Consider the following 12,776-nt stretch of genomic DNA (forward strand, 5'->3'; position numbering starts at 1 on the left):
GACCGGTATGCGCCTCGAGGTGGCAGGGGCCGCGGTAGGGAACGGCTCAGCTCCTTCACCAGCAATTTCTGCCTCACCCGCCTCTGTGAGGAGCGCACTCTGTGATCACGCAGCCAGGTATCTCGCAGCCTTCATCCATCGTTGGCCACGAGGGGTGCGAGATCAAAAGCGCCGCAGTATAGCAATAACTCCGGGGATTTGATAATGACTTTCCAAAGTTCGCCGCCCGCAGTAATTTGTGTGGTCGTTCCAGTTCGAGACCACACTGCCGCCCGGAGGTGAAGCGTGCGCCTATCACGCCTATCCGTGTCAAACTTTCGGGCTGTCCGGGAATTCTCCGTCGCCGATATTTCCGCTCACTCTCTCACGGTAATGACCGGACATAACGGCGCAGGTAAGACGAGCATCTTGGACGCTCTGGCCTTCCTCACGCTAGGGACTAACGTCGGGAAGCACCCGATTGGCCCCCACGGCGACCACGCCGAAGTTGAGGCATCATTCACCTTGAATGACTACGAGCTGGATATTCTCGACGCCGAATGCCGAGAGAGGCTGGGGCGCCCCGCAGAAACGAAGAATGAGTATAGCCGCAGGATCATCATCGGAGATGGTGGGCGGCGGCAGGCATCCGGCGATGAGGAACTAAAGGTAGTTTTCTCGCCAGAGTTCAGGGCAAGTCACTCATTCTCAGATATCACCCTCGTCGGGCCCTCCCAGATCTTCACCCTCAAGAACAGTCCGACTATCAGTCTTGGAACCCCCTTCAATCCCCAGGCAACCATCAAGTCCCACTCCGGCTGGAATCACCCAACAAGAGACACCGAGGGGTATCTGGCTTCAGTGGATTACGAATCGATGCTCGCCAAGCGAGAGGGAAGAGAGAGCGAAGACGCATTCGCCCTCATAGCTGGACAGTTCAGGGAACTAACTGGTCAGCTACTGCTTAGACCTTCCTCGAAGCGGAGTGCTGGGTCCAGCTATTTGTCGGTTGCCCTGCCAGATGGTCATCATCACGGGCTAGAGGGGCTATCCAGCGGGCAGCGTGGCGTCCTTGGGCTCCTTTGTCTCGCTCATTACCTGAAGACGACAGGTGGCATTGCCCTGCTCGATGAGCCCGAGGTCCACCTTCACCCCTCTGTTCAAGTTCCATTGATGAACCACTTCCAGGACCTTCCATCGTCATCACAAGTCCTGGGGGTGACCCACTCAAGGGACCTAGTTGCAGCCCTCCCTCCGCGCTGCATTATTGAGGTCCGCCGAGATTCAGAGAAGGGAAACCAAGCGCATCGCCCAGCGACCTCATATGGCGCGTCGATGTCACTCGGGCATGATGTCGCCGACGGCATGCTGATGGATTTTCAGCTCGTCGTTGAAGGTCAGTGCGATGGGGATGACCTGCTCTTGCTGTTTCCCAACGAGATCAGTCGCGCCAAGGTGGTAAAGGCGGGTAATTCGAAGGAGGTCCTGAGCCATCATCGATCCTTGGCGGCGAGCGTAAATCAGTTGCCGTGGCTCTGCCTGTTGGATCGCGATCTCATGACCGTAGGAGACGTTCAGCGCCTTTCCGTCGACTATCCACATCTTCATGTCTGGCCTCGTCGAGCACTTGAAAGCATGCTGCTTCATCCGCCTCTTATCTCTTCCGTGTTTCTGGAAACAATTGGCCGCAAAATCTCAGAGGAAGAGGTGGACGAGATGCTCCAGGAGTTGGCCATGCCATTCATGGATGAGGTAGCTGAAACGCTCGCCCATGCGGCGAGGAATCGAATCCACCCTCCACCTCGACGGGCGGATTACAACTCGATCCCCGATTTTGATATTGCCTTCGCTCGCATCCATGAGGACCGTGCCGCTGCATGGGATTCGGTTTTGTCTGAGCAACTGGAATTGGTCCGAGCCCGCTGGGATGAAGATTGGCTGGACCTAGTTGAGCCGAAGAGGCTGCTCGGTGCTCTCCAGGCAAAGACGAAGATCTTCGGCAAGAACCATCTTCTGAAGGAGGCACTAATGAACCGGGCTGCCCGGGATAAGGAGGTTCGCCCCCCGGGCCTGGAGGAGTTCCGCGTCAAGATGGCCCGGGCAGCAACTTCCGAATGAGTCCGAGGCAGTCAGAGCGGCCGTATCAGGAGCAGACGCCAGACCGGCCCGAAGGCGGGCGCCCACCACCACGTACGACTCTGCGGAAGAAGTCGCGTCCGGACAGCCTCCGTGCTGACCGGCGCGGCCTGGGCCCCTGGGGTGGCATTTGGGCTGGGCTCAACGGGGCTGACGGGGCCCCTTTGGGCGAAGGGGTGTGACGACACCTGAGACGTCCTTGTCGAGCTGCTGGCGCAGGGCTTCGTTGTCGTGGAAGAGGGCGGCGATCGCGGTCTGGGCAGCTTTGAGCTTCTTCTCCAGGAGGGTGCATTCCTGGGTCTTCTTGGTCAGTCGCTTCTTGAGGTCTGCGATGGTCGCGTCGCGCTTCGCTTCGCCGGGAGTGGCCTTGCCATGGGCCTCGATGTGGGCGTCCCACTCAGCCAGGATGGCGTGTGCCCGGTTCATGGTCGCGCGGCTGACCTGGGCCTCTTTGTAGAGGTTCTCCTTCGCGAGTCGGCCGTCGGTCCGTTGCGGGCGCCCTTCGAGGAGCCGGGTCATCGCCGCCCGAAGCGCTGCGGCGGTCTTGGGGCTGACCTGGTCTTCAGGAGTGTCCGTGGGTTGCATCACGGGGTCCCGCCAGCCATCTTGAGCACGTTGCGGGTGATGTCGAGTTCGCGTTCAGCAAGGTCGCGACGGCAGGCAGGCGTGGAAGGGCTGTTGATGAGTTCCAGCTGTTTGCGCTGGTGGGAGTCGTAGATCAGAAGATGCTCGGGGCCGATCATGCTGTTGGCGCATCGGTCCGGCCGGCAGCGTTCGTCCAGGGGGCCGGTGTGTCCCTCGGGGATGATCGCGTTCTCAAGGCAGACGGCGCCGACGGGGTTGGTGTGGTCGGCGGTGCAGTTGTTGAGCATGCCGAATCGGATGTGGATCCGTGTGGTGCGCAAGAGACTGTCCGCGGTGCGGGCGTCTCCGGCGCGGGCTTTGACGGTGGCCTCGATTTGGTCGAAGGCGTCTTTGACTCGGTCGGCGCCTGGGCCGAAGCCGATTTCCTCGCCTCCAGTGTGGCGCTCGTAAAGGTCCTTGATCTTGCGGAACTTGACGTTGTCGAGGGCGTCTCCGAGGTACTTGGCCCACTCGGAGTCGGATGCGGCATAGCTGCGGGTGGTGGCGTTGGCCAGGGCTCGCTTGGCGAGGTGCTTGAGCTGAATGCCGGTAGCGATCTCGGAGCCGGGGAACTGGTCGGTGAGCATCGCCATCGTCCGGCGGAACATGTGCGGGCGGAGGTAGGTGTGGGGGATCTCGTCGAGTCCCGTCCACTCGCGGTGGGCGTTAACGAGTCTCATGAACGACTTCAGCAACTTGACGCCGTTGATGGTGCCGTCGGCGCCTGCGCCGGGTCCGACAGCGGCGAAGATGCGTTCGTCGTGGGAGGAGACGGCCTCGGCGACGGCAAGCGCCTCGACGAGGGGTTCGGCGATCCACCAGTGTTTGCCGGGGCGGCTGGTGGTGCCCTTGATCTTGGTGGAGGAGATGGCAGGAGTGCTGTAGTGCTCGACGACGGGTGCCCGCAGGACCTCGTGCACCTCCGAGTCGCGCATCATCGACAAGCCCACGACCAGCACGAATGCCGCATCGCGCAGAGCCAGCTTCAGTTCCTTCAGGGCCCGCGGGTCGATTCCGTGATGCCAGGGGCCGGTGCTGCCGTCCGGCCGAACGGCGTGCGCGAGGTCGCTCACCAGCGCGTGGGACGTCGTTCGCCCTTCGGCCACCACCTTCAGGACGAGGCCGCGTCGCCGCAGCCGGGCCTTGGCGGTGTGACTGAGGGAGTCGGAGAACGCCGAGCGGTGGACCGGGTCGTAGCCGAGGAGGAGCGTGAGGAGGCTCCAGTTCACGTGGGGGACCAGATCATGCGAAGGGGCGGTGTGAACGGGGATCTTGTTCTGTGTGTCTGCGAGCCACTCCTCGAGCCGCCCGTCGAGGTCGGACGATGTCGGACTCGCGGCGGCGAGAAGCTCTTCATAGCGGCGGTCGGCGCGCATGATGTCGGGGGCGAAGTCGTGGATGTAGGCCCAGGCCGCGCGGATCAGCGGGAACCAGGTGGCCGGCGGAACGACGGGAGTGCTGAGCTTTGTCTTGCCGCTGGCCTCGGCGACCTGGCGGGCGCTCTGCCCGGGCCATGGATCCTCGGCCGGCCAGGGCAGGCTGAGCGCGGGGGCGGCTGCCGCGAGGCTCTTGAGGGTGGTCACGTGGTGGCGGACCGTTTGCGGGGATCTTCCCTCCGCGGCCAGGTCGTTGATGCGTTGGCGCAGGTCATCCACCGTCCACGCCTCCTGAAGGACACCGTTCTCCTCGCCCCAGCGTGCCGCCGTCCGCACGTGCGAGGCGAAGTGGCTGAGGGTTCGAGGATCATTGGCGCCGTCGAGGATGACGCCGCTCTTCAAGACGGCGGGGTGCCGGTGATTGAGCGTGAACGTGAGGAACTCGCGCACGAGCAGATTCCAGTACGGGTCCTCCAACTCCAGGTTGAAGTCGACCCTCCAGTCGACCGCTTTGACATTGGCCGGCCGTTTGAGGACCCCGTTGAAGTTCCAGACGGCTCGGTCACCGAATCGCGGGACCCGGGCGCCGGGCAGGAGCGAGCGCCCCCGGACGACAGGCTCGTCGTCCCGGAACAAGGACGGGCACCGCTGCTGAGGAAGAGGAAACGTCATGCGTCGAACTCCGTGTTCGCGGCCAGCGGCAGGTCCAGTACAGCCTCTCCGGCTTCGATGTGCTTGCGGGCGTGGGCGAGTTCCTCGGGCGTGCGATCGTCCAGTACGGCCCCGAGGTTCGCCCAGCTCTGGCCCCAAAGCCGCGCGAACGCCGGCGGAGCCAAGACCGTACGGAGTCGTTCCAGGTGCCTCTTGAACAGCAGGAGCTGGGGCAGATTGGAGGGCAAGATCCAGGCATTGCGGCACTCCAGGCAGCGCAGTGGCGCGACGACGCAGAGTTCACCGGGACGGCTGAAGGGCCCCTGGTAGGGGTTCTTGCAGTGCGAGACACCCATGTCGAGCTGGCCCGCCATGATGCCCTCGGCTTCCTGCGCGGACAGCCCCGTCGCCTGCAGCCGGTCCTGGTCGACGTCCTGTCCGTCGCTGAGGACTGTGGGCCCGTCGACGCGGTCAAGAGCTTGGTCGAACCAGTGCTGCTGAGCCGTTGCGATCGTCCGACCGGACAAGATCCGCAGCGTCGTGCCCTGCGCGTAGTGCCCGATGAAGGCTTCCTCGGTGTGGTCGTCTGCGGCATCACTGACCCGCCCTTCGGTCACGATCGCCTTCTCAACCTTGACCGATTTCCGCAGGCGGCCGATGTGGGGGTCGCCCTGGACCTCGACGCCCACAGCATCAAGCCATGCCTTGAATGACAAGTCGCATTTCGGGCGCCATGGCCCGAACACCACGGTGTAGTCGGCGTGGACGGCGGCGCTGACGAAAAGGGTGTCGGTGACATCCGGAGCCCGGCCGCGGGCCTGGGCGGTGAAGTCCAACAGTTGGCGTACCACCTCGCTGGCCTCGCGTCGCGGCCAGTTCACGGTCAGCCGGCCCTCGTCCGCCTCTTGTTGGTCAGGCTCCTTCCTGCTGGCGGGAAGGTCTCGGAAGGCGCGGTGCCTCAGCAGCCCGGCCCGCTTCTTGACCAGGGTCAACCGGACGCCCTTGGGCAGGAACTCCACCTGCTTCTCGCCGAACCCGGTGACCTCTTCCGAGGTGTAGCCGGTGGCATCCATCAACAAGATACGGAAGGCATGGAGGTCGAAGGTGTGCGGATACAAGCACGCGAACAGCCGGCGCAGCAGCTGGATCCTGGCCGTCGCCGCATTGAGTACCTTGTTGCCGTCGGCAGCGAACTCCCGCAGCTCGTACGGCCATTCACTCAGAGGCGGGACCCGGTGGCGGACCTCATCGAGGGTGATGCCCTGGTGGGCGATGCCCCAGAGCAGGTCCGGGACGTTGGTCCAGCTCCCGGCGTCCGGGGGGCGCCCCTGCTCGGCCAGGGCCCGGCCCTCGTCCAGCCGCTTGCGGGCAGCATGGGCACTCTGCCAGGCGGCACGGACCATGGCTCGCTTCTCGTGCCGGGTGAACTCGTCCCGCTCAGTCTTCTCGCCGCTGGTCAGGAGTCCGGGCCGGCGAGCCAGCCCAGCCAGCTCGGGTGCGACCTCACGGTCAGGGTGGTCGTCACGGCGCACGATGAGCATGCGCACGCCGGAGGCCAGCACCGCGGGGTAGGTCGAGCTCGGAGCGTAACTCTCAGGCAGGGACAGCTCCCAGTTCACGAGCACGTCGAAGAGCCGCGGATCCGTCAGACTCGCTGCCCCAGCCCTTGGTCCGAGCGCCCCGTCCGCGTACTCGCAGAATCTGTTGACCGCCAGGTGGTAGGTCTGCGCGTGGGAGGTGATGGCGGTGGCGGCCACGTACTCCACCCACTCGTCCGCCAGTTGAGAGGCCAGACGCGTGCAGCGGAACTCCGCCGGATCCACCGTCAACAGGGCTCGGGACGTCTTGACCACCCGCGGGCCGACGCCACCTGGTGGGGTCGGGTTCGCCAGCAGCGCCAGGAGCCGCTCGCGCTCCGATTTGCTTCGTCCGTTACTGCGTTTCCTCGGCATCAACGAGCCTCCTTGGCGACGGCCAGAGCGTGCGAGGCGATCTCGGCATAGGTCGCCTCGTCGTCACCAACCCAGCCGGAGAACGCGGCCTCGAACTCGTTGATCAGATCGTCCGTGTACTGGAGGTACTCATACGTAGTTTCTGGGCTGGAATGCCCCAGTCTTCGGCTGACGATCAACAGCGGGTTGTGCCGGATGTGGCCGGTCAAGTAGGAACGGTGCCGGCGCCGACGAGCCCGCAGGTCCGGCTCCTCGCCGTCCATCATGTTCTCCAGGTAGGTCAGCAGCCTCAGGGCGTAGGTGTGCCTCAGGTCGTGCCATCTCCACCGCCGGGCGGGCAGATGTGGGGTGGTCTCATCGGCGAGCATGGTCATGCGCGTCCAGGCCCGGTGCCGGTAGCCCTTCCAGGCGTCCGCACCCGGCATCAGCCCGCCGCGACAGACGAACAGAGACAACGCCTCGAGCCCGAACTCGCCCTCATAGACGCTGATCCGGCGAAGCTTGGCGGGCATCGCCGACATCTGGAACTCCCGGACAAGGCCGTCCAAGACGCCTCGTACTCGCCCGCCGGCCACGTCGACCTCGCCCACCACGAACAAGTCGCGTGCCTTGCGCTCCAAGGCTCGTGCCGCCTTGCGGACGATCTCCGGCCGCTCCAGCAGGCAGAACACGTCGGCGGAAGCGACAGCGTCCTCGGGAGCATAGATGGTGCGCGCTTTGCCGTACTTCGCGCACGCCTGGACCGTGTACTCGGCGGCCCCGCCCGGCATTCCGGGCCAGAGCCCAATCTCGGGCAGCAACACGGTCGACCATTCCCGCCAGCGTGTCCCTGAGCCGAGGGCTATGTCCGAGCCTGCACGGTTGCGCAGCGGTGACCACCCGCGGAAGGCCACATCCACACGGGCGTCAGGCAGTTGGCCACCCAGGCCCACGTCCCGGAAGTACCGGTACTGCTCGAAGGTCAAATGCCGGATGTCCATGCTGGACCGGACTTGCGGCGCCAAGGCGTTACGCCCTCGCGCCGCCAAGCGCGCCGGCCGGTGCGTCAAGACCTTCCGGTCGACGAGGAAGCTGTAGAGGTCATCCTGGACGAACGACTCCTTGCCCCAAGCTGATGCGCCGATCGGTCGCTCCTGCCAGCGACAGCGCTGGTCGCGGTACGCAATGAGATCCGACTCCACTGCCGACAGCACATCGCTGCCCAGGTTGACCAGATAGTCATCCAGCCGGCCGACCGCCCGCCCGTAGTCCTTCAGCGTGGTCTCGTCGAGCAGCGCCGTCGACAGGTACTTGCCGTACTCACACAGCGGTGGCACCGGCATCTGCGTCTCCTCGTCGAGGAACACCGGCGTCCCGTCAAGCAAGCCGCGCCGCTTCAGCAGTGCAGCGACCTCCGCCGCCGAGATGACGTCAGTCTCCAGGAACTTCTCCAGTAGCCCGGACTGCACAAAGGCAAGATCCACTCTCGTCCCTCCCTGCGGGCAGACAGGGCACCCCCGTCAGCTCACCCGCCCCACCACCACAACGGAGCGAAACTGAACCACAGATCTCATGAGACAGAACTGAACAGCAGAAAGAAGGAGTGGATCGTCGCGCCCAACGGCCCGCGGGCCGATCCCGACCTCATCTCGCGGGCGATCACGGAGGACCCGCGGGTCAAGGTGATCGCCCGCCCCGGGCCCGGCCCGGCGCCCGCCCGCAATACCGCCTCCCGTAGGGCGCCCACCCATGAGACGGTCGCGACCGGCGCCGCACACGCGGCGAGCCCGGTCGGTTCATAGGCGACCGGGCTCGTGAACTGCGCGGAGGGTCTGACTCTGGCTGGTACCCGGAGTCGGGCCCTTCGTCGTAGCCGGATGACACCCGCCACGACGCTTCGAATAGTACAGCGCGCGTCACCTCTCCCGTTAAGTTATAAGGGTCATTGCCCCGGTTGAACTACGTCGAGGCTCCGCGCTGCGCCTTCGCCGACGACGACGATCGGCTTGCCCCGCTTAGTCTGGCGATCCGCAACGATCGCGCCATCGCCACCGGGCTGCGCTGGGTGGCCGGCCGATCAGCTGACTGGGACGCCGAGTCCGGGAACCTGTCGACGTGGATGTGCCCGACGCCCGTCGGGCCGCTCGCGGCCGGCGAAGTACTCGACTACTGGCCCGATCCGCTTGCCAGCAAGCCGCCGCTGGGGCACTGCATGCTGCTGACCGACACGCACCTGGCGCGGGCAGTTGGGCACGGTGGCCTACAAGGTAGTGTCTGCGGCCCCGTCCCAGGTGGTGGTTTCGACGGTGATCCGCAGCGGGCGCGGCACCATGCCGCGGACGTCGAAGAAGCTCAGGCAGCCCTCGTACTGCTCGTCCATCTTGTCGCTGGCCGCCGTGATGCGGGGGTTGAGCAGGACGATCGGCTCTGCGCCCGGCACGGCGGGTCGTGCTGCGGCGGCGGCGCGGACGATGCCGATCTGCGGTGCCGCCAGCCCCATGCCCTTGCCGGAGAAGTCGTGGACGCGGGCGATGCGGTCCATCGCCTCGGCGAGCTGGTCGACGATGCGTTCGGCGTCGGCCCGGTCGGCGGGCAGGTCGAAGGCCGCTGCGGGTTCGGCCAGGACCGGGGCGCCGTGCTGGACGACTCCGAGGTCTCGCATGCGCTGACTGGGCCGCACCTCGATCATCCCAACTCCCTGTGAACCGTGCTGGGTTCGGGCCGCGCCCGGATCTTCCACTTCAAACGGTATCGGGCGTGCAGGCCGGTCTGGACGTCGACCAGGCGAAGGTCCACCGGTCTCCGTCGTCGTGACGATGCGGCGCCGTCCGCAGCGGCGCGGCCTCGGCGGTCATCGAGTCTCGGTGCCCCACAGCACCGGGTCGAGCGCGAGCGGGAAGGAGAGCTGGACTTCGAGGTGCTCGGTGGGCAGTCGGACGCCTCGCTGGAACCAGCGGCCCCATTTGTAGTCGGAAACGGAGTAGGCGTACTCGACCCACACCGAGTCGCCTGGATAGAGCGGGAAGCGGCCGCTCGGGCGCCCGCTCCGCCCTCGACATGCTCGTCACCGTCGGAACGGCCGTGACCACTTGGCTCTCCGCAGCTGGTCTAGCTGGCCACTGAAACGGCTTCTCACCTCGGTGAGCACAGCACCCCGGCCGACACGGTTGAGTCACCAGATCCGCGGGACCGCAGGCACCTCAGGATGTGCAGTCCGAGTTCGGCGGGAACACCGGTGAGCTTGAGGGTCATGGTCGAGCCATCGTTGTCCAAGTAGACGGTGCCAGAGGCGACGGCTTGCGGCGGCCCCTGGGCAAAACACTCACCGGGCCAGGACGACCGCGTACGGTCCGGCGACCCGTCGGCGACCGCAAGCGCAGGGAGCGCGGCCTCCAAACGCCGGTTCATGGTGATGCGAGCCTGGCGCTGCGCCTGATCGATGCGCTCGCGGGCCATTGCGGTGATCAGTGTCTCCAGGTAGTCGGGCAGGAGCCGGCGGATGATCTCATCGGCGATCTGCGGGGCCGAGCGGCCCACGCTCACCGTGATCGATCGGGTGCGCGTGCCGTACCAGCCGCTCGGGTAGCCGCCGACGATCGTCAGTCGCTGGCCCGCGTCGCCTTTGCGGTGGGTGTTCAAGCGGATGAGGGAGATCGTGAGACGGGCGGGGTGGTGGAGCGACAACGAGCCGTGTGCGTGCAGCTGGGCCGTGTGCGTCCAGCCGCCTCCTTGGATGTCACGGCGGTTGAGCTCGACGACCAGGGCGCGGCCGAGGGCGTCGTAGTGGTGGCGTATCGCCTGCATGTCGGGGTGGGGCATGCTCTCCTTCGGCGTCGGGGCTGGTGGCTGACCTTGGGGGCGGACCCGCCGAGCTCAGGCAGTGTTCTTCATGGCCTGGACTGCCGTGGCTGCGGATCCGCGGGCAAGTGCGCGGTACTGCCGTTCGCGCAGCCGGTGGTGGTCTGCCTGGGCGCGAGCGTGGTGGTGACGCTTTCGCAGTGTGCGCAACTCGCGGCGGGTCTCCGCGAGCGCGGACGACGCGAGGTCCTGGGCAGCCGCCAGCTGCAGTGCAGCAGCGTCAGCCCGGGCGAGGTAGTGCAGTGCCAGGGCGCGCAGCACGGCCGCTGCTCGCCGATTGGTGGCGGCCGGCGCTGAATGACCTGTCGTGCGGCTGGTGCGCACCCGGGCGGGGGCCTCGGCGGGGGTGGCCGCGGTGAGGTCCTGCGTTCCGTGCAGGTCCCAGTCGCCGCTGATGGTCACGCCGTTGACGCTGGGTTCGTCGGCGCGCTCGTAATCGAAGTGACGTCGGCGGGCGTGGCCGTAGCCGACCCAGATGCCCCCGGGCATCGGTTCCGGGCGCAGGGTGTGCCGGCCGAGGGTGAACCGGCCGTGGACGCGCGCGCCGTGGACCTCGTAGACGACACTGCCCGGGACGTCGGTGCTCACCGCGATCTCGCGTACGGTCACCGTCCCCATCGGGTGACGGCGGTGATCGACGAGCGCCAGGCGTACCGGCGACGGGTCGGCCGGAGCGGGAGCCTGAGGTGTACGGCGCAGGATTCCGGTGAGGCAGTAGAGGCGGGCGCGGGCTACCTTGCGTGCGGCCTGGAGTTCGGCCGCCTCGCGCTCGGCCTGGACCGCCAGGTCACGCTCGTGCTCGGCCATCTGCTGCGCCTTGGGGCGGGCGGCGGCCTCAATCAGCTGGGCGCGGTGCGGCAGATGCGACCAGTGCGTGACCACCGACCGGATCACTGCCTCGGCGCGGCGGCGCACGCCGTTGCTGAGCTCACGATGCACGCGGTTGTCACGGAGGTTGGTGGCGTCGCGGCCGAGGAAGTATCCCGTGGGTACGGCGTCGGGGTTGATGCCGGGCGTCCAGCCGTGTACCTGCACTCCGTAGACGACGGGTTCGTCGGGGCGGTGCTCGTAGTAGCCCACGGGTTCGGCGCCGTCCCCGAACTGGACGCTCACGGTGCTCGGGATGACGGAGCCGCCGTACAGGTGCTCGGGGATGACCAGCAGAGTGCCGCGGAGGTGCGGGCCGCGTACGACATAGCGGACGCGGCCGTGCTCCAGGGTGGTGACGCGTGCAGCCAGCGGGCCGGACCCGGCCAGCGGGAGGTTCGTGCGGATCGTCAGCGGTGTGGTGGTCAAGGAACTCCAGGAGGTGAGGGAGGGCTCGCCGAGTGCTGCTCAGCGCGCGGGGTCGGGCGCGTCGAGCACGTGGCCGGTGCCCTGGCAGGTGTTGCACGCGCGGACCGATGCGCTGCGTACGAGGTCGGTCCAGAAGGCGACCTGGGCGTGCCACTCGGTGAGTGCCGTGTGGTAGTCAGGGCCGCTGACGCGGTCGCTGACGGGCAGGTACATCTCGTGGGTGGCCAGGACCGGCACATCGCGGCCGGACTTCAGCGCCTGGCCCCGGGAGCCGAGGTTCGGCCGCCAGCGGGAGACCGGCTTGTCGAAGGGGACAGAGATCGTCACGTGCAGTCCCTCGGGCTTCTCGGAGCGCCCGTTCAGGCAGGACGTCACGTGGCTCATCGGCTTGATCAGGCTGGTGAGGTGGCTGCGCAGCCCGGGAATGTAGCCGGGGAAGCAGTGGCGGTATTCCGGGTGCTGCACCAGCGAGTCCGGCAGGTTTGCCACCCAGGGCAGGCCGTCTACGGGCGGCTCGCCGCCGGTGAGGACGACCGTGCGGCCCTCATAGGTGTGCTCCTGGTCCTCCTGCTCCTCGTGCAGCGCCTCGTACAGCTCGTCGTAAGCGTCGAGGCGGCCTCCGCTCAAGCGGGCCTGGCGCATCTCCTCCGGGCTCAGGTGCTCCGGGAAGCGCTCGGAGCGCGCGGAGGGGTCCGTCAGGCGGTAGCCGACGGTCTTGGGCCGAGGCCGGTAGACCGCGGTGAGCCGGGTCGCCTGGCGATCGGTCACCCACCAGTTGTCCCTGCCCTCGTTCAGCGGCTGCATCGGCTTGTCATCAGCGAGCACGGCTGTGCGAGTGCAGTGGCGGAACTGGGGCGCCATGGGCAGGTAGTACAGCCAGCGTCCGTCGGGGTGGCGGACGGCGTAGTGCTGGGAATCGGTCATC

At 66.5% G+C, this 12,776-nt stretch carries 10 protein-coding genes; 1 reads left to right on the plus strand and 9 read right to left on the minus strand.

What is annotated here, in order from left to right; translation table 11 throughout:
• The first annotated feature begins 285 nt into the window (after positions 1 to 285).
• Positions 286 to 2,097, plus strand: a complete 1,812-nt coding sequence (locus ACIG3E_RS33615) for an ATP-dependent nuclease (protein ID WP_399623442.1) — start codon at positions 286 to 288, stop codon at positions 2,095 to 2,097.
• A gap of 159 nt (positions 2,098 to 2,256) precedes the next feature.
• Here the strand turns inward: ACIG3E_RS33615 and ACIG3E_RS33620 are convergent, their stop codons facing one another.
• The 9 genes from ACIG3E_RS33620 to ACIG3E_RS33660 form a co-directional block, all read right to left on the minus strand.
• On the minus strand, positions 2,257 to 2,700 hold the full coding sequence (locus tag ACIG3E_RS33620) for a hypothetical protein (protein ID WP_399623444.1): 444 nt from the start codon (positions 2,698 to 2,700) through the stop codon (positions 2,257 to 2,259).
• Positions 2,700 to 4,787: an integrase gene (locus tag ACIG3E_RS33625; RefSeq protein ID WP_399623446.1), complete on the minus strand. Its 2,088-nt coding sequence runs from the start codon at positions 4,785 to 4,787 to the stop codon at positions 2,700 to 2,702. Before ACIG3E_RS33625 ends, ACIG3E_RS33620 begins: the two co-directional genes overlap by 1 nt.
• Entirely contained in the window at positions 4,784 to 6,718 is a 1,935-nt protein-coding gene (locus tag ACIG3E_RS33630; protein WP_399623448.1) for a hypothetical protein, read from the minus strand. The genes ACIG3E_RS33625 and ACIG3E_RS33630 overlap by 4 nt, the downstream gene beginning before the upstream one ends.
• Positions 6,718 to 8,181, minus strand: coding sequence for a hypothetical protein (locus ACIG3E_RS33635; protein WP_399623450.1), 1,464 nt, complete (start codon positions 8,179 to 8,181; stop codon positions 6,718 to 6,720). The genes ACIG3E_RS33630 and ACIG3E_RS33635 overlap by 1 nt, the downstream gene beginning before the upstream one ends.
• A gap of 776 nt (positions 8,182 to 8,957) precedes the next feature.
• Positions 8,958 to 9,359, minus strand: a complete 402-nt coding sequence (locus ACIG3E_RS33640) for a peptide deformylase (protein WP_399623452.1) — start codon at positions 9,357 to 9,359, stop codon at positions 8,958 to 8,960.
• Between the two features lie 189 nt (positions 9,360 to 9,548).
• Entirely contained in the window at positions 9,549 to 9,698 is a 150-nt protein-coding gene (locus ACIG3E_RS33645; RefSeq protein ID WP_399623454.1) for a hypothetical protein, read from the minus strand.
• A gap of 131 nt (positions 9,699 to 9,829) precedes the next feature.
• Entirely contained in the window at positions 9,830 to 10,516 is a 687-nt protein-coding gene (locus ACIG3E_RS33650; protein WP_399623456.1) for a hypothetical protein, read from the minus strand.
• Between the two features lie 54 nt (positions 10,517 to 10,570).
• Entirely contained in the window at positions 10,571 to 11,851 is a 1,281-nt protein-coding gene (locus ACIG3E_RS33655) for a hypothetical protein (RefSeq protein ID WP_399623458.1), read from the minus strand.
• A 39-nt stretch (positions 11,852 to 11,890) separates the two neighbouring features.
• Positions 11,891 to 12,775 carry a hypothetical protein gene (locus tag ACIG3E_RS33660; RefSeq protein ID WP_399623459.1) on the minus strand — a complete coding sequence of 295 codons (885 nt, stop codon included), beginning with the start codon at positions 12,773 to 12,775 and terminating at the stop codon, positions 11,891 to 11,893.
• Position 12,776 lies beyond the last annotated feature (1 nt).

The sequence above is a fragment of the Streptomyces sp. NPDC053474 genome (assembly GCF_044544845.1).
GTDB lineage: Bacteria > Actinomycetota > Actinomycetes > Streptomycetales > Streptomycetaceae > Streptomyces.